Here is a 20,373-nt window from a genome sequence, read left to right on the forward strand (position 1 = left end):
CCCTCGAACCCATTTCAAGACCCGAGGGCCGCTTTTCTATGGCTCGGTGTCAGCCGGCGGCCTGGCTGACGACCACCATGGCCGGACGGACCAGGCGCCCGTTGAGCAGGTAGCCCTTCTGCATGACGTCCATCACGGTGTTGGGCTCCAGCTCGGGGTTGGGCACCATGGCCATGGCCTCGTGGTACTGCGGGTCGAAGGGCTCGCCGTGGGGCTCCACCACCTCGACGCCGAACTTGGCCATCACGTCGCGCTGCATCTTGAGCGTCATGGAGACGCCCTCGATGTGGGCCTCGCTGGCCTCGTCGCCCATCGACTCGAGGGCCTTCTCGAGGCTGTCGATCACCGGCAGCAGCTCCTTGACGAACTTCTCCAGGGCGAACTTGCGGGCCTTCTCGGCCTCCTGCTCGGCGCGCCGGCGCACGTTCTGTGCCTCGGCGGCCGCGCGCATGGCCTGATCCTTGGCCTCGGCGACGCTCTGCTCGAGCTCCTCGACACGCGCCGCCAGCATCTCGGCCTCGGGATTATCGGCGGCCTCGGCCTCGGTGGCGGCCTGATCGGCGCCCTCGATGGCGTCCTCCAGCTCACCCTCCACGGTCTCGGCCTGCGGCTCGGCTTCCCGCTCTTCGCGAGCGAGTTCGTCGTCCAGCGGGGTCTGAGAGTCTTTGGCCATGTGGGGTCTCCTGAATGGCAATCAGCGGCGAGGGGCCGCTGGCAAGGCATGAAAGATGGCTTGAATAACGGTCTGCGAGGTATATGGGGCTGGCCGCGGTGAACTCAAGGCGTCGTCGCGAGACGAATTTGCGGGTGCATTGTGGGGGATGCTTGACTACTGTATAAACGCACAATACTTGTATGGATAGACAGTAGTTCAGGAGCAGTACTTCCAGAACAGTATCCCCAGACAGGCCCCGGGAGGCACCATGCTGACAGAGCTTGCCATTCGCGACTTCGCCATCGTCGACCACCTCGAACTGGACCTGGCCGGCGGCATGACCGCCATCACCGGCGAGACGGGGGCCGGCAAGTCCATCCTGCTCGGCGCCCTGGGGCTGTGCCTGGGCGAGCGCGCCGATAGCGCCAGCGTGCGCCACGGAAGCGAACGCGCCGACCTGAGCGCCCGCTTCGACCTCAAGGCCCTGCCCGAGGCGCGCGCCTGGCTCGAGTCCCGGGAGCTGCCCAACGACGACTGTCTGCTGCGTCGCGTGGTGACGCGCAGCGGTCGCTCCAAGGCCTGGATCAACGGCCAGCCGGCCACGGTGGCCGACCTGCGCGCCCTGGGCGAGCACCTCATCGAGATCCACGGCCAGCACGCCCACCAGGCGCTGCTGCACGAAGAGACCCACCTGCGCCTGCTCGACGACTTCGCCGGCCATCGCGAGCGGGTGGCCGAGATGCAGCAGACCTTCCGCGAGTGGCAGGCGAGCCGCCGGCGCCTCGAGCGCCTGGCCGAGGACGGCGATGAGATCCGCGCCCGCCGCCAGCTGCTGCGCTATCAGGTCGAGGAGCTGGATACGCTGGCGCTCGCCGAGGGAGAGCTCAAGGGGCTCGAGGAGGAGCAGGAGGAGCTGGCCCACGCCGAGGAGCGGCTGCGCGAGGCGCAGTTCGCCGCCGAGTGCTGCGACGGCGACGAGGCCGGGGCGCTGTCGCTGCTCAACCAGGCGATCCAACATCTCTCGGAGCTGCCGGGCAGCGATCGCGGCAGCCTCGCTGACACCCTCACCATGCTCGGCGAGGCGCGCATCCAGGTCGAGGAGGCCGGCCGCGAGCTCGGCCACTTCGCCGCCGGTGTTGAGCTGGATCCGGAGCGGCTGGCCTGGGTGGAGGAGCGCCTGGGCGAGGTGCACCGCATCGCCCGCAAGCACCACGTGCTGCCCGAGGAGCTGGTCGGCCTGCACCGGCGCCTGGCCGAGGAACTCGAGGGCCTGGAGGGCGGCGACGGCGACCTCGAGACGCTGGCAGCCGAGGTCGAGGCGCAGAAGGCGCGCTGGCACGAGCAGGCCACGGCGGTCTCCAAGGCACGTCGCCAGGCCGCCCGCCGTTTCGGCCGGGCCGTGCAGGAGCAGCTGGCCTTCCTGGCCATGGGCAAGGCGACGTTCGAGGTCGAGCTCACCCCCCGGGAGACCCCGGCCCTCGAGGGGCTGGAGGGCGCGCGCATGCTGATCAGCGCCAATCCCGGCCAGCCGGCGCGCCCGCTGGCCAAGGTGGCTTCTGGCGGGGAGTTGTCGCGCATCAGCCTGGCGATCCAGGTGGTGGCGGCGCAGCACTCGACCATCGCGAGCCTGGTCTTCGACGAGGTGGACGTGGGGGTCTCCGGGGCCACCGCCGAGATCGTCGGCCAGCTGCTGCGCCGGCTGGGCGAGAACGGTCAGGTGATGACCGTGACGCACCTGCCCCAGGTGGCCGCCCAGGCCCACCACCACCTGCACATCGAGAAGCAGGCCGAGAAGGCCTCCACTCTGACCCGCATGGCCCTGCTCGACGAGGCCGGCCGGGTCGGCGAGCTGGCGCGCATGCTCGGCGGCGTGAACCTCTCCGACCGCACCCTGGCCCACGCCCGGGAGATGCTCGACGCCAGCCAGCGCGCCCACCACTGACCCCGCCGAAGAGGGCGCGAGCCACGGCCGCCCCTAACGCAGCGCGGCCCCGATCCAAGGATCGGGGCCGCGCTATCCGCCGCTCGGGTGGTACGCCGCCTGGGCGAGCCCGTCGACGCTACTTCTTCTGGATGCCTTCCTGGCGAGTCGCCCGCGAGCCCCGCGGCCGCACGTAGAGCACCAGGGCATGGTCGACGAGCTCGTAGCCGTGCTCCTCGGCGATCTCCTGCTGGCGCCGCTCGATGGTCTCATCGAAGAACTCGATGATCTCACCGCTCTCCAGGCACACCATATGGTCGTGGTGCTCCTCCTGGGAGAGCTCGAAGACGGCATGGCCGCCATCGAAGTTGTGACGGATCACCAGGCCGGCGGTCTCGAACTGGGTCAGCACGCGATAGACGGTGGCCAGGCCCACGTCCTCGCCCGCGTCCAGGAGGGTCTTGTACACATCCTCGGCGCTCAGGTGATGCTTCTCGGAGGCGCTCTCGAGGATCTGCAGGATCTTGACGCGCGGCAGGGTCACTTTGAGACCGGCCTTGCGCAGTTCATGGTTCTGGTCGGCCATGGTCGCTCTTCGCAGTATCGGGTAGGGTCGGTTATGATCGACCGAATCCACGATAGTGAAGAACAGGCGCAAATGCAAAAGCTGACAAGAATCGTCACCCTTTCCGTCGCCCTGCTGATGATCAGCGGTTGCAGCTACTTCGGGGTCTACAAGCGCGACCTGCCCCAAGGCAACCTGGTGACCGAGGGCATGGCCGGACAGCTGCGGCCGGGCATGAGCCGCCAGCAGGTGGTCAACCTGATGGGCAGCCCGCTGCTCGAGGCGCCCTTCGATGCCCGCCAGTGGGACTATGTCTACCGCCTTGACGAGGCCTATGGCGGCGTGGAGCAGCGGCGCATCACCCTAACCTTCGACGGCGGGCGCGTCGTGAACATCGAGCGAGAGGGCGACTTCTCGACGGCACCGCCGCTCGGCGACGAGCGCGGCATCGGGCCCGCCAACGGGGTCGCCGCGGACGATCAGGACGCGCCGATCGACAACCTGACGCCGGATCGCCCCTGAGCTCGACCCGCGATCACGCGACATCCCTGGCGCCCCGCGCCGGCACTCGCCGGGCGGGGCGTCAGCGCGTTTTCGCCGCGGCGCGCTCGGCGCGCACTACCTTGGGATCGATCTTGAGCGGCCGATAGACCTCGACACGATCCCCCGCCTTCAGGCGCTGCGCCTCCGGGTCGCGCAGCCGCCTCCCGAAGAGCCCCAGGTCAGCCTCAGAGAAGGTCGCCGCGGGAAGCTCCGGAAACCGCGCCTCCAGCCCCGCCATCGCGACCGCCTGCCGGGCCGTGGTGCCCTCGCTGACGCTGAGCGGCAAGATGCACTGCCGTTCGGGCAGGGCGAAGGCCACCTCGACCTCGATCACGTCCGGCGAGCTAGCGCCCATAGAGGCTGTCCGCGCGGCGGGTGAAGGAGTCCACCAACTGCCCGGCGACCTGCTGGAAGAGCTTGCCGAAGGCCATCCCCAAGAGGCGGTTGGCGAACTCGAACTCCAGCTCGAGGCTGATCTTGCAGGACCCCTCGCCCATCGGCAGGAACAGCCAGCGGCCGCGCAGGCGCTTGAAGGGACCGCTGACCAGCGACATCTCGATGCGCTCGGGTTCGATCAGGTCGTTGCGGGTGGTGAAGCTCTGCTCGATGCCGGCACGCCCCAGGGTCATCTCGCCGATCAGGTGCGCGTCGTCGCGCTCCAGCAGGCGGGCGTTCCGGCACCCCGGGAGGAATTCCGGGTAGCGCTCGAAGTCGTTGACCAGGTCGAACATGTCCTGGGGGGTGTGCCGCACCATGGCGGACCGATTGACCGTTGGCATTGAGCTCTCCGCTGACTTCACAGTGCCCAGGGCGTATCATGAGCGGTTATTTCAGGCCTTGAATGGTACCACGCTTCCCCCCACATCGAAGGGCAAGCGCCACCGGCAGATACAGGACACGAGGTTTCATGGCCAACAAGAAAGGCAAGAGCAAGGGTCCCGGCGGCAACGTCATCGCCCAGAACAAGAAGGCACGCTTCGAATACCATATCGACGAAAGCTTCGAGGCAGGCGTGGTGCTGGCCGGCTGGGAGGTGAAGAGCCTGCGCGCCGGCAAGGCGCAGCTCACCGACACCTATATTCTGATCAAGAACGGCGAGGCCTGGCTGCTGGGCACCCACATCACGCCGCTCAATACCGCCAGCACCCACGAGATCGCGGACCCCACGCGCACCCGTAAGCTGTTGCTGCATCGCAAGGAGATCGCCAAGATCTTCTCGCGGACCCAGGAGAAGGGCCACACCTGCGTGCCGCTCAAGCTCTACTGGAAGAACAACCGGGTGAAGTGCGAGCTGGCGCTGGTGACCGGCAAGAAGCTGCACGACAAGCGCGCCACCGAGAAGGACCGCGACTGGCAGCGCCAGAAAGGACGCATCATGCGCGAACAAACCAAGGCCTGAGGTGTCACAAGGCCATGCATCCTGTTAGGATGCGCGAGTACGGGGGCGACACGGTTTCGACGCCGGTGACAATCCCTGAGGTGCATGCCGAGAGCGTGATGTATCTCGTAAATCCAACATCACGACTAAATAGTCGCAAACGACGACAACTACGCTCAGGGCGCGCTGGCAGCTTAAACGCCGCTAGCTTCTAGCCTGGCCCGAAGGCAATGTGCCCATTCATTGCTGACGGGATATGAGCCAAGACTGATGGGATCGCGATAGGTGGTGTCCTCTCGCCTGTCGTTAAACCTAACGAGGAATCGCGTTGCTGGATCCTGGTCGTCGGAGCCAGTGGCGTTAAATCAAATGACGAAACTAAGCATGTAGAGCCAATGGGTGCGTGCCGGCGGACGCGGGTTCAATTCCCGCCGCCTCCACCAAACAGTCGACGAATCAAGCGCCTACGGGCGCTTTTTTCGTTTCTGAGCGCCTCTCACAGACGCCCCGATCATCGCTACGCTACCGATCCGCCGTCACGCCCCCGGCTCGACGCTGCTGCCGCGCTCGGCGGTGACGCTGGGCGCCTCGGCGAAGCGGGCGCGATAGGCGCGGGTGAAGTGCGCCGGCTGGGTGAAGCCGGTGGCCAGAGCCGCCTCGGTCACCAGGCAGCGGCTGTCGGCCAGCAGCTGGCGCGCCCGATCCAGGCGCATGCCGAGGTAGCACTGGCTGGGCGTCTCGCCGAAGTGGCGCTGGAAAAGCCGCGTCAGCTGGCGCTGCGACTGCCCCACCAGCCGGCACACCTCGGGGATCGGCAGCGCCTGGGCCAGGTTGGCCTCCATCACCGCCAGCGCCCGCACCACGCTGCGCGGCAGGTCCGCATACCGGTGCCGCTGAGCGCCGCCCTCGCCGCGGCCTCGTTCGTGCACCAGCTGACGCCCCACGGCGTCGGCCAGGGCCGGCCCGTAGGCGCGCTCGATCCACTCCAGCATCATGTCGATGCTCGCCGCGCCGCCGGACCCGGTCATCCGCGTGGCATCGAACTCGTAGCGCGCCGGGCTGATCTCGAGCTCCGGAAACTCGAGCCGGAAGGCCGGCACGCTCTCCCAGTGCAGCGCCACCCTGCACCCCTCCAGCACCCCGGCCCGGGCCAGGATGAAGGGCGCGGTGTCGAGCCCGCCCAGCCAGCCGCCGTGGGCGGCGATGCGTCGCAGCACGGCGCGATCCTGGAAGCGCACCGTCGCCTCCGCCTCGTAGGAGGAGACGACCATCAGCCGCGCGCTGTCCTCCAGCGCTTCCAGCGGACCATCCACGTCGATGCGCACGCCGTTGCTCGCCACCACCGCCTCCCCGTCCGCCGAGAGCAGCCGCCAGGCGAAGAGGTCGCGGCCGAAGCGGTTGGCCACGCGCAGCGGCTCCAGCAGGCAGAACAGGGTCAGCATGGAGAAGCGCGGCACCAACCAGACGTCGAGGGTGTATTCGGCCTGCTCGGGGGTGAGCAGCGGCGGGGAATCGGGGCGCGGATAGGGCCAGGCGGTATCGGAAATGTCGATCATGGCCAATAGAGTCAAGCCTGAGGCCAATTTAATCAAGTCGCGGGCGTCGCAGGGGGTTATGGTGGATCGCGACCCCGAAGCACAGTCCGTGGAGACGCCGCCATGACACACGTCACATCCCTGGCCAATAACCGACGCCTGGTCATCGACCACCACGGCCGGACCCGCGAATTCGCCGCCCTCTGGCTGCGTGAGCGCAGCCCCGATGCCGAGACCCTGGACCCGCGCACCGGCCAGCGCCTGATCGAGGCCGCCGAGCTGCCGCTGGACCTCGCCGTGGAGTCGGCCGAGGCCCGCGACGGCGAGCTGCACCTGCGCTTCAGCGACGGCCACCGCGGCGTCTTCGACCTCGACGCGCTCTTCGACGACTCGCCGAGCGACCCGCCCCAGCGGCTCTGGGACGCCGCCAGCGCGCCGCGCCCCGAGGCCGACTTCGCCGCCGCGGTGGAGGACGATGCGGCCCTGCTGGCGATGCTCGAGGCGCTGCACCGCGACGGCTTCGTGCTGGTCTCCGGCGTGCCCACCGAGGAGCACGGCATGCAGCCGCTGATCGATCGCATCGGCCCGCTGCGGCGCACCAACTGGGGCGGCATCGCCGACGTCAAGTCGGTGGCCGACGCCTACGACCTGACCATGACCCAGCGCGGCCTGGAGCCCCACACGGACAACCCCTATCGAGACCCCATCCCCGGCTACATCTGGCTGCACTGCCTGACCAACGCCGCCGACGGCGGCGACAGCACCCTGTCCGACGGCTTCATGGCGGCCCGCCTGCTGCGCGAGCGCGACCCGGCGGCCTATGACTGCCTGACCCGGGTCACCCCGGGCTTTCGCTATCGCGATGACACCACCGACCTCGAGGGCGAGGGCCCGCTGATCGAGCTCGACAGCCAGGGCGACCCGGTGCGGGTGCGCTACTCCAACCGCACCGAGCGCGTACCGGCGCTGCCCACCGAAGAGCTGGAGGCCTACTACGCCGCGCGCACGGCCTTCTATCGGCTGATCACCGGCGAGGAGCTGACCCTGCACCTCAAGCTCGATCCGGGCCAGATGCTGATCATGGACAACTACCGCCTGCTGCACGGCCGCAGCGCCTTCCAGCTGGCCGGCGGCGTGCGCCACCTGCGCCAGGGCTACGTCGACCGCGACAGCACCGCCAGCCGCCGCCGGGTGCTGCGCCGCCAGGCCACCCTCGCCCCGACCGCAGGAGAGCCCGCATGAACCAGGCCACCTTTCGCCACTTCGGCGAGGCACGCCGCGTCGACTGGGCGCTGATCGACGCCCGCTTCCGCGACTACGTCGCCGACGCCCCGCGCCGGGTGCTGGCCCACCTGCACAACCTGGCCGGCGACACCCACGGCTACCCGGTGGATCGCTACCAGCACAGCCTGCAGACCGCGACCCGGGCGCTGCGCGACGGCGCCGACGAGGAGATGGTCGTCTGCGCTCTGCTTCATGACATCGGCGATGACCTGGCCCCGGCCAACCACGCCGAGATCGCCGCGGCGATCCTCGAGCCCTTCGTCGACCCGCTCAACGCCTGGATGATCCGCCACCATGAGCTCTTCCAGGGCTACCACTACCGCCACTTCTTCGGCCAGGATCCCCACGCCCGGGAGCAGTTCCGCGACCACCCGGCCTACGCGCGCACGGTGCGCTTCTGCGACGACTGGGACCAGGCGAGCTTCGACCCCGACTACGACACCCTGCCCCTGGCACACTTCGTGCCCATGGTGGAGCGGGTGCTGGGACGCCCGGTGCGCGGCGGCCTGCCTGATCTTGTGGAAGAGTCGGTGGAAGAGCCGGTGAACGGGGAGGCGACCCCATGAGCCAGACCTGTGCCCGTCAGCTGCTGCGCCTGCTCGAGGCCTACGGCGTGGATACCGCCTTCGGCATCCCCGGGGTGCACACCATCGAGCTCTACCGCGAGCTGAGCGACAGCCGCATCCGCCACGTGACGCCGCGCCACGAGCAGGGCGCCGGCTTCATGGCCGACGGCTATGCCCGCGCCAGCGGCCGCCCGGCGGCCTGCTTCATCATCTCCGGCCCCGGGATGACCAACATCGCCACCGCCATGGGCCAGGCGCTGGCCGACTCGGTGCCGATGCTGGTGATCTCCAGCGTCAACCGCCGCCCGACCCTGGGCCGCGGCCAGGGGCGCCTGCACGAGCTGCCGAGCCAGCAGCAGACCCTGGCCGGCGTCAGCGTCTTCAGCCACACCCTGCACGACCCCGAGGCGCTGTCGGAGCTGCTGGCCCGGGCCTTCGCGATCTTCCGCGGCGCCCGGCCGGGCCCGGTGCACATCGAGATTCCCATCGACCTCTTCGATGCCGAGATCCCCGCGCTCGCGCCGCGCCCCCTCGAGGTATTCCCCCCGGCGCCGGCCCCCGCGGCCATCGCCCGGGCCGTCGACTGGCTGGCGGGCGCCGAGCGCCCGCTGCTGCTGCTCGGCGGCGGCTGCGCCAGCGCCCCCGAGGCCGCCCGCGCCCTCGTGGAGCGCCTCCAGGCCCCGACCCTGACCACCATCAACGCCAAGGGCGTGCTCGGCCTGGATCACCCGCTGGACCTGGGCGCCACCGCCAGCCTGCCCGCCGCGCGCCGGCTGGCCGCCGAGGCCGACGTGGTGCTGGCCATCGGCACCGAGCTCGGCGAGACCGACTACGACCTGGTCTTCGACGAGGGCTTCCGCCTCGACGGCCGGCTGATCCGCGTCGACATCGACCCCCAGCAGCTGGGCCGCAACCAGGCCACCGACCTGGCACTGGTCGCCGACGCTGGCGAGACCCTCGAGGCGCTGGCGGCGCGACTGCCCGAGCCCGGCGAGCGCGACGGCCGCGCCCGCACCACCGCCGTGCGCCGGGAGCTGGCGCTGGCCGAGGACCCGGAGCTCGCGCCCTACGTGCCGCTCTTCGCCACCCTGCGCGAGGCCCTGCCCGACGCCGTGGTGGTCGGCGACTCCACCGGCCCCGTCTACGCCGGCAACTTCCTCGCCGCCATGCCGGCCCCGCGGCGCTGGTTCAACGCCGCCACCGGCTACGGCACCCTCGGCTACGGCCTGCCCGCCGCCCTGGGCGCTGCCCTGGCCCAGCCGGAGCTGCCGGTGGTCGCGCTGGTCGGCGACGGCGGCCTGCAGTTCGTGCTTGGCGAGCTGGGCACCGCCCGCGACCTCGGCCGCTCGCTGGCGATCGTGATATGGAACAACGACGGCTACGACGAGATTCGCCGCTACATGTCGGCAAGCGAGGTGCCGCACCTGGGCGTCGACCTGGCCGCGCCGGCCTTCCGGGACCTGGCCTCGGCCTACGCCTGCCGCTACGCCGCCGTGGGCGATCCGGCGAGCCTGCACGAGGCCCTCGCGCGCCTCGACGGAGCCGACTCGCCGCTGATCGTCGAGATCGATGCCGCGGCCTGGGCCGCGTCGGCATAACGCCGCCCGCGGCACCCCGCTACCCCCGGGCCGGGCCCCCGGGGACAACGATAATCTGCCCTCACAATACTGGCCCTGACGATAAGGAGACGTCTGCACAATGGATATCAAGACGCGAAGCCCCCTGACCCTCATCACCGGCCTGACCCTCGCGACCGGCCTGATCCTGGCCGCGCCGGCGCTCGCCGCCGACCGCGACGACCGACTGCGCCTGGTGGTGCCGCCCTGGCCGGGCGTGACCGTGAAGAGCGAGATCCTCGCCCAGCTCATCGAACCGCTCGGCTATCGCGCCGAATTCCTGGAGCTCAGTTCCACGGTGGGCTACAGCACCCTGCAGAGCGGCGACAGCGACGCCTTCCTGGCCGGCTGGATGCCGGCCCAGCAGGAGAGCTACGACGCCGCCATGGCGGCCGGCGCGATCCTCGATCTGGGCAACAACGTCAATGGCGCCCGCATGGGACTCGCCGTGCCCGGCTACGTGGCCGAGGCCGGCCTCACCAACGCCGATCAGCTCGCCGACCCCGAGATCGCCGAGCGCTTCGACCGCGCCATCTACAGCATCGAGAGCGGCTCCACCGTCACCGACATGATCGAGGGCGCCATCGAGTCTGATACCCACGGACTCGAGGAGTGGGAGCTCAAGGCCTCGTCCACGCCCGGCATGCTCTCCGAGGTCAAGGCCGCCGCGGCGGAGCAGCAGTGGATCCTCTTCTACGGCTGGACCCCGCACTGGATGGTGCCGGAATACGACGTGCACATCCTCGATGACGCCGCCAACGTCTTCGGCGCCGACAGCGGCCGCAGCGACGTCAAGACCATCGTCGCCAAGCCTTACGCCGAGGCCAACCCCAACCTGACTCGCCTGCTCGACCAGTTCGTGCTCTCCGCCGACCAGCAGAGCGACTTCATCCGCGAGTACAGCCTGGAGGAGCGCGACGTCGAGGCGGTGGCGCAGGAGTGGCTGGCCGCGCACCCCGAGCGGGTCGCCGCCTTCCTCGAGGGCGTGAAGACCCGCGACGGCGAGGCCGCCCTGGCCGCCGTGGAGGCCAGCCTGTGAGCGCGCCCCGCGAGACCGAGGCCAGCGTGCGTCGTGACCTGGCGGCCGCCTATCGGCTGATCGCCCTGGACGGCATGGACGACGGCATCTCGACCCACATCTCGGCGCGGCTTCCCGTTGAGGCGCCGCACGGCGAGGCTGGTCAGCAGGAGCGCTTCCTGCTCAACCCCTTCGGCCTGCGCTTCGAGGAGATCCGCGCCGAGGACCTGGTCACGGTGGCCGCCGACGGCACCGTGCTCGACGACCCCACCGGGCTCGGCATCAACCCAGCCGGCTTCACCATCCACAGCGCCATCCACGCCGCCCGCCCCGAGGTGGCCTGCGTGCTGCACACCCACACCGTGGCCGGGGTGGCCCTCTCCTGCCTCGCGGAGGGGCTGGCGCCGCTCAACCAGTGGGCGATGCAGTTCCACGACCGCCTGGCCTACCACGACTACGAGGGCATCGCGCTGGACCTCGACGAGCGCCGGCGGCTGACCGCCGACCTCGGCCCGCACCTGGCCATGGTGCTGCGCCAGCACGGCCTGCTGACCTGCGGGCGCAGCGTCGGCGAGGCCTTCCTGCGCATGCGCGACCTGGAGCGCAGCTGCCAGGCCCAGCTCGCCGCCCAGGCCACCGGCCAGACGCTGCTCGCCGCCTCGCCCGCGATGGCCGAGCACGTGGCCCGCCAGTACGAGGCCTGGGCCGAGAGCCCGGCGGGCACCGCGCTGGCCTGGCAGGCCGAGCGGCGCCGCCTGCCGACCCACTCCCCCGACACCGACCGAGGCTGAGCTTTTGATGCGCTATTCCCAACTGACCAACCGGATCGCCGGCGAGGGTGCCGCGGCCTGGGACATCCACTACCGCGCCCTGGCCCGCCAGGCCGCCGGCGACGACATCACCGTGCTCTCGGTGGGCGACCCGGACTTCACCACCCCGGGGCCGATCATCGAGAGCGCCGTCGCGAGCCTGCGCGGCGGCGCCACCCACTACGCCGACGTGCAGGGCAAGCTCTCGCTGCGCCAGGCCATCGCCGACGGCTATCGCGACCAGGGCCTCGAGGTGGGGCCGGAGCACGTCATCGTCATGGCCGGCGCCCAGTGCGGCCTCTACGCCGCCGCCCAGTGCCTGCTCGATCCCGGCGACGAGGTGCTGGTCCCCGAGCCCAGCTACGTCACCTACGAGGCGGTGCTGCGCGCCACCGGCGCCGAGCTGGTGCAGGTCCCGCTGCGCGGCGAGGCGGACTTCCGCCTCGACCCGGCGGCTCTCGAGGCGGCCATCACCCCGCGCACCCGGGCGCTGCTGCTCAACAGCCCCCACAACCCCACCGGCCAGCTGATCGACGCCGAGACCTGGGAGGCCGTCGCCGAACTCTGCCGCCGCCACGACCTCTGGCTGATCTCCGACGAGGTCTACGCCGAGCTGATCTACGAGGGCGAGCACCTCTGCCCCGCCGCCCTGCCGGGCATGGCCGAGCGCAGCGTGGTGATCAACAGCCTCTCCAAGTCCCACGCCATGACCGGCTGGCGCCTGGGCTGGGTGATGGGCCCGGCGCCGCTGATCGGCCACCTGAGCCACCTGGCGCTGTGCATGCTCTACGGCTGCCCGGACTTCATCCAGGACGCGGCCTGCACCGCCCTGACCGCGCCCCCCGCCGAGCTCGACGAGATGCGCGAGGCGTATCGGGGGCGTCGCGACGCCGTCTGCGAGGCGCTGGCCGAGAGCTCCGCGGTCACCGCGATCCGCCCGCCGGCGGGGATGTTCCTGATGGTCGACATCCGCGCCACCGGCCTCTCCTCCCAGGCCTTCGCCGACCGCCTGCTCGATGAGGAGGGCATCTCGGTGCTCTCCGGCGAGGCCTTCGGCCCCTCGGCGGCCGGCTTCGTGCGCCTCAGCCTGACCGTCGAGGCCGAGCGAGTCGCCGCGGCCAGCCGTCGCCTGGCGGCCTTCGCCGAGCGCGTCCAGTCCGAGCGCTCGGCCGGGCCGCGCGCGGCATCCCTGTCACCGACCCCGGCCTCGGAGGCCGATTGCCTATGACAACAGCGTTCGAACCCTCCCCCCGTTCAGAGGCCGCCGCCCCCGCGGTGGCGGCCCACCACCTGATCAAGCACTTCGGCGACCTGGAGGTGCTCAAGGGCGTCTCCCTCGAGGTCGAGGAGGGCACCGTCACCTCCATCATCGGCTCCAGTGGCTCCGGCAAGAGCACCCTGCTGCGCTGCATGAACCTGTTGGAGCGGCCCGACCGGGGCGAACTGGCGATTGCGGATGAGGCGATTCGCTTCACCCGCAATCCCCAGGGCGGCATCGTCGGCCTGGACCGGCGCCAGCTGCAGCGGCTGCGCGCCAAGGTGACCATGGTCTTCCAGCAGTTCAACCTGTGGCCCCACTTGAGCGTGCTGGGCAACGTCATCGAGGCCCCGATGCGGGTCAAGGGCCTCTCCCGCCGTCGGGCCACCGCCATCGGCGAGCACTACCTCGAGCGGGTCGGCATGGCCGATCGCCGCGACGCCTACCCCGCCTTCCTCTCCGGCGGCCAGCAGCAGCGGGTGGCCATCGCCCGCGCCCTGGCCATGGAGCCCCGCCTGCTGCTCTTCGACGAGCCCACCTCGGCGCTGGACCCGGAACGGGTCAACGAGGTGCTCGGGGTGATCCGCGACCTCGCCGACGAGGGCCGCACCATGCTGCTGGTCACCCACGAGATGCACTTCGCCCGGGAGGTCTCCGACCAGCTGGTCTACCTCGACCAGGGGCGCATCGCCGCCTCGGGGAGCCCGCAGGACGTCTTCGATGATCCCCGCTGCCGTCGCTTCGTCGCGCCGGCGGCCTGAACGCTCCACACACCACAACGACAGGAGAAGATCATGACATTCCCCCTGAAGCGCACCTTTGCTGCCGCCGCCCTGCTGGGCCTCGCCGCCACCGCCCAGGCCAACGATCCCCTCAAGGTGGGCATCTCCGGCGAGCCCTACCCGCCCTTCACCTTCAAGGCCGCCAGCGGTGACTGGACCGGCTTCGAGGTGGATCTCGCCCTCGCCCTCTGCGACGCCATGGGGCGCGACTGCGAGATCACGCCCACCGGCTGGAGCGGCATCATCGCCTCGCTCAACGCCGAGCGCATCGACATGATCATGAACTCCATGTCGATCACCGCGAAGCGCCAGCGGGTCATCGACTTCACGCGTCCCTACTACTTCACCCCCGGCGCCTACGTGGCCGCCGACGACCGCGAGATGACCAGCCCCGAGGACCTCGACGGCCTGGTGATGGGCGTCCAGGCCGCCACCACCAACGCCACCTACGCCCGGCGCGCACTGCGCGACAGCGGCGTGGACATCCGCATCTACAACCAGGCCGAACAGGTCAACAACGACCTGCTCTCCGGGCGCCTGGACGTGATCCTGGCCGACGAGATCGCCATGGTGCAGTTCCTCGATCGCGACGAGGCCGAGGGCTTCGAGATCAAGGCCACCGCGCCGCGCCATGAGGCCTACGGCGAGGGAGTCGGCATCGGCCTGCGCCAGGCCGACGACGAGCTCGAGGCGTCGCTCAATGCGGCCATCGCCACGGTGATCGATGACGGCACCTGCGCCAGCCTCTCCGAGCAGTACCTGGGCACCGACGTCTGCGTCTACGACTGAGCCGCCAGCGCCAGTCGCTGCCCCGACGCCAGCCGGCGTCGGGGCGCTTCGTCACGTGACCAAGGACACCATCGACCATGACTTCCATGACACCGGAGGGGCTCGGCGACTGGGCCGGCCCCATCCTGGCCGGGGCCCTGACCACGGTACAGATCGCCGTGCTGGCCTATGCCATCGGCCTGCTGCTGGGGCTGCTGGGCGCCGGCGCCAAGCTGAGCCCCTGGGCGCCGCTGCGCGGCCTGGCCAGCGCCTACTCGACGCTGATCCGCGCCGTGCCCGAGCTTCTGCTGATCATCCTGCTCTACTACGCCGGCGCCCAGGCGCTGGACGCCCTGCTGGCGAAGCTCGGCATGGACGGCGCGGTGAAGATCACCGGCTTCGCCACCGCCGTGGGGGTGCTGGCCTTCGTCCAGGGGGCCTACATGACCGAGGTCTTCCGCGGCGCCATCCTGGCCATTCCGAGGGGCCAGCTGGAGGCCGCCGACGCCTATGGCTTCTCGCGCTGGACCCGCTTTCACCGCATCGTGCTGCCGGCCATGCTGCCCAATGCCCTGCCGGGCATGTCGAATCTGTGGCTGATCCTGATCAAGGACACCGCCCTGATCAGCGTGATCGGCTTCAACGAGCTGTTCTTCACCATCCAGCAGGCCGCCGCCAGCAGCCGCGCCTACTTCCTGTTCTACGCCGCCGCCGGCGTCATCTACCTGCTGATGACCCTCTCCTCCACGGCGCTGTTCGCCCGCCTCGAGCGCCTGGTGCGCCGCGGCCAACCCACGGAGGCCTGAGATGGACTTTTCCTGGCTGAGCGACCCCTTCTATCAGGAGTACCTGTGGGAGGGCTTCGTCAACACCCTGTGGCTGCTGGTGGTCTCGGCCGTCGGCGGCTTGCTGCTCGCCGTGGGGGTGGCCCTGGCTCGCCTGCGCGGCCCCCGGCCGCTGGCCTGGCTGGCCCTGGCCTTCACCACGGTGATCCGCGGCACCCCGCTGCTGGTGCAGCTGTTCTTCTTCTACTATGGCGTGGGCCGCCTGCTGGAGGGCGTGCCGGGCATCCGCGAGAGCGTCTTCTGGCCGCTGCTGCGCGACCCCTTCTTCTTCGGCGCCCTGACCTTCATGCTCAGCGTCGGCGCCTACTCCGGCGAGGTGATCCGCGGCGCCATGCAGAGCGTGCCCCGGGGCGAGCTGGAGGCCGGCCGCGCCTTCGGGCTCTCCGGCTTTCAGGTGCTGACCCGGCTGTGGCTGCCGCGGGCCATCCAGCTCTGCCTGCCGACCCTGACCGGCGAGATGATCCTGCTGCTGAAATCGGTGCCGCTGGTCTCCACCATCGCGCTGATGGACCTGCTGCAGGCGGCCAACATCATTCGCGACGAGACCTTCCTGGTCTACGAGCCGCTGCTGCTGATCGCCGGCATCTACCTGGCCACCACCATCGTGCTGACCCTCGGGCTGCGCGTGGTGGAGCTTAACTTTCCCGGCATGCGGCCGACCCAGCGCCGCTGGCTGCCCATTCGCTGAGCACGACGAGGCCCTATGCACTCCCTGACCGAGCAGTTCATCGACAACGCCTGGGTGCCGAGCCGGGCCGAGATCCGCCACCCGGTGGTGGACCCCTACCATGAGACGGTGATCGCCGAGGTCACCGCCGGCGACCCGGCGGACGTGGAGGCGGCCGTGGCCGCCGCGCGCCGCGCCCTGCCCGGATGGCGCGCCACTCCGGAGCATCGGCGCGGCGAGCATCTCGACGCCATCGCCGCGGGGCTCGAGGCGCGCCGCGAGGCGCTGGCCGCCCTCTCGAGCCGCAATAACGGCAAGCCCCTGGCCGAGGCGCACCAGGATCTCAGTGATGCCATCGCCTGCTACCGCTACTACGCCGACCAGGCCCGCGCGCTGGGCGAGCGCCAGGGCCAGGCCGACGACAGCGGCCTCGATGGCCTCGCGGCCCGGCGCTACTGGGATCCCGTCGGCGTGGTGGGCCTGATCACCCCCTGGAACTTCCCGCTGGTCAGCAGCGCCTGGAAGCTCGCCCCGGCGCTGGCCGCCGGCTGCACGGTGGTGTTCAAGCCCTCCGAGGTCACCCCCCTGCCGGAACGGGCGCTGGCCGAGCTCGTGCTCGAGGCGGGCCTGCCGGCCGGGGTGGTCAACCTGCTGCACGGTGACGGCGAGGGCATCGGCGCGCCGCTGAGCCGGCACCCGGGCATCGACAAGCTCTCCTTCACCGGCAGCAACGCGGTGGGCGAGGCGGTGATGCAGGCCGCCGCCCACGGGGTGCGCCCGGTCTCCCTGGAGCTCGGCGGCAAGTCGCCGATCCTGGTCACCGAGGATGCCGATCTCGCCCAGGCGCGGGACCTGGTGATGGCCGGCATCTGCTACAACGCCGGTCAGATGTGCTCCGCCACCAGCCGCCTGCTGGTTCACGAGCGCCTGGCGGATGCCCTGTTCGACGCCATCGACGAGGCCATGGGCGCGCTGCGCCTGGGTGATCCGCTGGCGGCCGAGACCGACATGGGCCCGCTGGCCAACGCCGTCCAGCGCGACCGGGTTCGGGGCTTCCTCATCCAGGCCGAGCGGGAGGCGCTTGCCAGCGCCACCCCCGGCCTCGATCTGCCCGAGCACGGCTGCTTCGTGGCGCCGCGCCTCTATCGCGACGTGCCGACCGACAGCCGCCTGTGGCGAGAGGAGATCTTCGGGCCGCTGCTCTGCGCGCGGCGGGTGGCCGACGACGAGGAGGCCATCGCCCTGGCCAACGACAGCGACTTCGGCCTGGCGGCCACCGTGGTGGCCGGCTCCCCGGCCCGGGCCGAGGCGATCGCCCGGCGCCTGGAGGCGGGCAATGTCTGGTGCAACTGCGACCAGGTCGCGCCGCCCCACGCCAGCTGGGGCGGCATGAAGCGCAGCGGCATCGGCCGCGAGCTCGGCCCGGCCGGGCTAGAGGCCTACCTGGAGCCCAAGCGCATCACCCGCCCGACGGCGGGCTGACGCCTACCACGCCTCGCCCGGCCGCCTTTCGGAGCCGGGCGAGGCGCGCTCCTGCCCCCCGCTTTTCGTCGCACGGCATGCACGAAAAGCACTTGCCCCCGACTCGCTAGGACGCCATCATCGCGCACTCGCGCCTCCCTTGCGGAGCTCGGTGCGAAAGGTCGACCGGGGTGGCATCGGGTCCGGGCTCGCAGACGCGGTCCATCGACCGATAAGACCCTATCATCGTTGAACATTTCTCGATCTGGATTCGAAACCCCATGAGCAAAGTCCTGATTGTCGGCGCCGGTGGCGTCGGTGGCGTCGTTACCCACAAGTGCGCCCAGCATCCCGAGGTCTTCTCGGAGATCTGCCTGGCCAGCCGCAACCAAGACAAGTGTCGCGCCATCGCGGCGCAGCTGGACCGTCCCATCCAGACCGCCCAGGTGGATGCCGACGACGTCGAGGCGCTGGTCGCGCTGATCGAGTCCTACCAGCCGGACCTGCTGATCCACGTGGCCCTGCCCTACCAGGACCTGACCATCATGGAGGCCTGCCTGCGCACCGGCGTGCCCTACCTCGACACCGCCAACTACGAGCACCCGGACGAGGCGAAGTTCGAGTACAAGGAGCAGTGGGCCTTCCAGGAGCGCTTCGCCAAGGCCGGCAACATGGCCACCCTGGGCTGCGGCTTCGACCCGGGCATGACCAACATCTACTGCGCCTGGGGCCAGAAGAACCTGTTCGACGAGATCCACCACATCGATATCCTCGATGCCAACGGCGGCGATCATGGCTACCCGTTCGCCACCAACTTCAATCCCGAGATCAACATCCGCGAGATCACCGCCAACGGTCGCTACTGGGAAGAGGGCGAGTGGAAGGAGACCGCGCCGCTGGCCGAGAAGCGCACCTTCGACTTCGACGGCATCGGCGAGAAGGACCTCTACCTCCTCTATCACGAGGAGCTCGAGTCGCTCTGCCAGAACATCACGGGCCTGAAGCGCATCCGCTTCTGGATGACCTTCTCCGAGCAGTACCTTACCCACCTCAAGGTGCTCGAGAACGTCGGCATGACCAGCATCGAGCCGATCGAGTTCGAGGGGCGCCAGGTCACCCCGCTGCAGTTCCTCAAGGCGGTACTGCCGGACCCGGCCTCGCTCGGGCCGCGCACCAAGGGCAAGACCAACATCGGCGTGATCCTCGACGGCATCAAGGACGGCAAGCGTCGCAAGGTGCACATCTACAACATCTGCGACCATGAGGCCTGCTACCGCGAGGTGCAGTCCCAGGCAGTCTCCTTCACCACCGGCGTGCCGGCGGTGACCGGCGCCATGCTGATGCTCGAGGGCCTGTGGAAGGGCGACGGCGTTTACAACGTCGAGCAGCTCGACCCGGACCCCTTCATGGACCGCATCGGCGACATGGGGCTGCCGTGGCAGATGGTCGAGCTCGACCCCGACGCCGACCCGCTGGCCTAATCGACGATGTCCGAGACGCCAAACTTCGACGTCACGGCCTGCCCCTCGCCCGCCTACGTGGTGGACGACGCCCTGCTGCGCAAGAACCTGGAGCTGCTCGAGCGGGTCCAGGCCGAGAGCGGCGCGCGCATCCTGCTGGCGCTCAAGGGCTTCGCCCTGTGGGACGCCTTCCCGCTGGTCAGCCAGTACCTGGTCGGCACCACGGCGAGCGGCCAGGACGAGGCGCGCCTCGGCGCGGAGACCTTCGGCGGTGAGGTGCACGCTTACTCGCCGGCCTTCAGCGAGGAGGAGATGGCGGTGGTGCTGCGCTACGCGGACCACCTCAGCTTCAACTCCCCGACCCAGTGGCAGCGCTTCCGCGCGGCCGTGGCCGAGGCGCCGCGGAAGGTCTCCTGCGGGCTGCGGGTGAACCCGGAGTACTCCGAGGGCAAGGTCGCGCTCTACGATCCCTGCGCACCCGGCTCACGGCTCGGCGCCCGCGCGGCGGATCTCGCCGGTGTGGATCTCGCGGGCCTCGAGGGCCTGCACTTCCACACCCTCTGCGAGCAGGACAGCGACGCCCTGGAGCGCACCCTGGCGGCCTTCGAGGAGGCCTTCGGCCGCCATCTCGCCGAGCGCAAGTGGGTCAACTTCGGCGGCGGCCACCACATCACCCGACCCGACTACGACGTCGAGCGGCTGGTGCGAGTGATCCGCGACTTCAAGGCGCGCCATCCGCACCTCGAGGTCTACCTGGAGCCCGGCGAGGCGATCGCGCTCAACACCGGCTACCTGGTCTGCACGGTGCTCGATCTCGTCGAGAACGACGGCCCCATCGCCATCCTCGACACCTCGGCCACGGCGCACATGCCCGACGTGCTGGAGATGCCCTACCGGCCGGAGATCATCGGCGCGGGCGAGCCCGGCGAGAAGGCCCACACCTATCGCCTGGGCGGGCTGACCTGCCTGGCCGGCGACGTGGTGGGCGAGTACAGCTTCGATGCGCCGCTATCGATCGGCGATCGCCTGGTGTTCACCGACATGGCCCACTACACCATGGTCAAGACCACCACCTTCAATGGCATGCGCCTGCCGTCGATCTGCCGCATCGACGAGGCGAGCCGCGAGGTGCGCACGGTGAAGACCTTCGGCTACGAGGACTACCGGCAGCGGCTGAGCTGACGCCGACAGGATCCTCACGATAGACGCGACGGGCACCCTCGGGTGCCCGTCGTCGTTTCT

The 20,373-nt window shown here is 70.0% G+C and carries 21 protein-coding genes and 1 other RNA gene; 17 read left to right on the top strand and 5 right to left on the bottom strand.

The window, feature by feature from the left end:
* Window positions 1–49 precede the first annotated feature (49 nt).
* The gene (gene grpE, locus ABE957_RS12905; RefSeq protein WP_349759093.1) at window positions 50–673 is read right to left on the bottom strand and encodes a nucleotide exchange factor GrpE; all 624 of its coding nucleotides are present in this window, start codon (window positions 671–673) and stop codon (window positions 50–52) included.
* A gap of 250 nt (window positions 674–923) precedes the next feature.
* Between grpE and recN the strand changes: the two genes are divergently transcribed.
* Window positions 924–2,597 (top strand): DNA repair protein RecN, encoded by a 1,674-nt coding sequence (gene recN, locus ABE957_RS12910; RefSeq protein ID WP_349759094.1) that lies wholly within the window; start codon window positions 924–926, stop codon window positions 2,595–2,597.
* Between the two features lie 118 nt (window positions 2,598–2,715).
* Here recN and fur read toward each other — a convergent pair whose 3' ends face one another.
* Window positions 2,716–3,162: a ferric iron uptake transcriptional regulator gene (fur, locus tag ABE957_RS12915; RefSeq protein WP_089847586.1), complete on the bottom strand. Its 447-nt coding sequence runs from the start codon at window positions 3,160–3,162 to the stop codon at window positions 2,716–2,718.
* 72 nt (window positions 3,163–3,234) lie between these two features.
* Between fur and ABE957_RS12920 the strand changes: the two genes are divergently transcribed.
* A complete protein-coding gene (locus ABE957_RS12920) occupies window positions 3,235–3,663 on the top strand; it encodes an outer membrane protein assembly factor BamE (protein WP_349759095.1) in 429 nt (142 codons plus the stop codon).
* Window positions 3,664–3,724: 61 nt separating this feature from the next.
* Here the strand turns inward: ABE957_RS12920 and ABE957_RS12925 are convergent, their stop codons facing one another.
* Window positions 3,725–4,039, bottom strand: a complete 315-nt coding sequence (locus tag ABE957_RS12925; RefSeq protein WP_349759096.1) for an RnfH family protein — start codon at window positions 4,037–4,039, stop codon at window positions 3,725–3,727.
* Window positions 4,029–4,463, bottom strand: coding sequence for a type II toxin-antitoxin system RatA family toxin (locus tag ABE957_RS12930; RefSeq protein WP_349759097.1), 435 nt, complete (start codon window positions 4,461–4,463; stop codon window positions 4,029–4,031). The genes ABE957_RS12925 and ABE957_RS12930 overlap by 11 nt, the downstream gene beginning before the upstream one ends.
* Window positions 4,464–4,591: 128 nt before the next feature.
* On the opposite strand from ABE957_RS12930, the gene smpB reads away from it, so the two are divergent.
* Together smpB and ssrA are read left to right on the top strand one after the other, a co-directional pair.
* The gene (gene smpB, locus ABE957_RS12935) at window positions 4,592–5,083 is read left to right on the top strand and encodes an SsrA-binding protein SmpB (protein WP_349759098.1); all 492 of its coding nucleotides are present in this window, start codon (window positions 4,592–4,594) and stop codon (window positions 5,081–5,083) included.
* A gap of 41 nt (window positions 5,084–5,124) precedes the next feature.
* Window positions 5,125–5,505, top strand: a transfer-messenger RNA (tmRNA) gene (gene ssrA, locus ABE957_RS12940).
* 93 nt (window positions 5,506–5,598) lie between these two features.
* Here the strand turns inward: ssrA and ABE957_RS12945 are convergent.
* Window positions 5,599–6,618 (bottom strand): GlxA family transcriptional regulator, encoded by a 1,020-nt coding sequence (locus ABE957_RS12945; RefSeq protein ID WP_349759099.1) that lies wholly within the window; start codon window positions 6,616–6,618, stop codon window positions 5,599–5,601.
* A gap of 102 nt (window positions 6,619–6,720) precedes the next feature.
* On the opposite strand from ABE957_RS12945, the gene tmpA reads away from it, so the two are divergent.
* From tmpA to nspC, 13 genes are all read left to right on the top strand, one after another.
* Entirely contained in the window at window positions 6,721–7,839 is a 1,119-nt protein-coding gene (gene tmpA / locus ABE957_RS12950; protein ID WP_349759100.1) for a 2-trimethylaminoethylphosphonate dioxygenase, read from the top strand.
* Window positions 7,836–8,447: an HD domain-containing protein gene (locus ABE957_RS12955; RefSeq protein WP_349759101.1), complete on the top strand. Its 612-nt coding sequence runs from the start codon at window positions 7,836–7,838 to the stop codon at window positions 8,445–8,447. The genes tmpA and ABE957_RS12955 overlap by 4 nt, the downstream gene beginning before the upstream one ends.
* Complete coding sequence (locus ABE957_RS12960) at window positions 8,444–10,045, top strand: 5-guanidino-2-oxopentanoate decarboxylase (protein ID WP_349759102.1); 1,602 nt, start codon at window positions 8,444–8,446, stop codon at window positions 10,043–10,045. Before ABE957_RS12955 ends, ABE957_RS12960 begins: the two co-directional genes overlap by 4 nt.
* A 100-nt stretch (window positions 10,046–10,145) precedes the next feature.
* A complete protein-coding gene (locus ABE957_RS12965) occupies window positions 10,146–11,102 on the top strand; it encodes a glycine betaine ABC transporter substrate-binding protein (RefSeq protein WP_349759103.1) in 957 nt (318 codons plus the stop codon).
* Entirely contained in the window at window positions 11,099–11,872 is a 774-nt protein-coding gene (locus ABE957_RS12970; RefSeq protein ID WP_349759104.1) for a class II aldolase/adducin family protein, read from the top strand. The genes ABE957_RS12965 and ABE957_RS12970 overlap by 4 nt, the downstream gene beginning before the upstream one ends.
* A gap of 7 nt (window positions 11,873–11,879) precedes the next feature.
* Window positions 11,880–13,118, top strand: coding sequence for a pyridoxal phosphate-dependent aminotransferase (locus ABE957_RS12975; RefSeq protein WP_349759105.1), 1,239 nt, complete (start codon window positions 11,880–11,882; stop codon window positions 13,116–13,118).
* Window positions 13,115–13,909: an ATP-binding cassette domain-containing protein gene (locus tag ABE957_RS12980; RefSeq protein WP_349759106.1), complete on the top strand. Its 795-nt coding sequence runs from the start codon at window positions 13,115–13,117 to the stop codon at window positions 13,907–13,909. The genes ABE957_RS12975 and ABE957_RS12980 overlap by 4 nt, the downstream gene beginning before the upstream one ends.
* 33 nt (window positions 13,910–13,942) lie before the next feature.
* Window positions 13,943–14,719 carry a transporter substrate-binding domain-containing protein gene (locus ABE957_RS12985; RefSeq protein WP_349759107.1) on the top strand — a complete coding sequence of 259 codons (777 nt, stop codon included), beginning with the start codon at window positions 13,943–13,945 and terminating at the stop codon, window positions 14,717–14,719.
* 77 nt (window positions 14,720–14,796) lie between these two features.
* The gene (locus tag ABE957_RS12990; protein ID WP_349759108.1) at window positions 14,797–15,504 is read left to right on the top strand and encodes an ABC transporter permease; all 708 of its coding nucleotides are present in this window, start codon (window positions 14,797–14,799) and stop codon (window positions 15,502–15,504) included.
* 1 nt (window position 15,505) lies between these two features.
* On the top strand, window positions 15,506–16,231 hold the full coding sequence (locus ABE957_RS12995) for an ABC transporter permease (RefSeq protein ID WP_349759109.1): 726 nt from the start codon (window positions 15,506–15,508) through the stop codon (window positions 16,229–16,231).
* A gap of 15 nt (window positions 16,232–16,246) precedes the next feature.
* A complete protein-coding gene (locus ABE957_RS13000; protein WP_349759110.1) occupies window positions 16,247–17,692 on the top strand; it encodes an aldehyde dehydrogenase family protein in 1,446 nt (481 codons plus the stop codon).
* A gap of 260 nt (window positions 17,693–17,952) precedes the next feature.
* Complete coding sequence (locus ABE957_RS13005; RefSeq protein ID WP_089847620.1) at window positions 17,953–19,152, top strand: saccharopine dehydrogenase family protein; 1,200 nt, start codon at window positions 17,953–17,955, stop codon at window positions 19,150–19,152.
* A 6-nt stretch (window positions 19,153–19,158) separates the two neighbouring features.
* Entirely contained in the window at window positions 19,159–20,313 is a 1,155-nt protein-coding gene (gene nspC, locus ABE957_RS13010; protein ID WP_349759111.1) for a carboxynorspermidine decarboxylase, read from the top strand.
* The last annotated feature ends 60 nt before the right edge of the window (window positions 20,314–20,373 follow it).

The sequence above is a fragment of the Halomonas pelophila genome (assembly GCF_040196315.1).
GTDB lineage: Bacteria > Pseudomonadota > Gammaproteobacteria > Pseudomonadales > Halomonadaceae > Halomonas > Halomonas pelophila.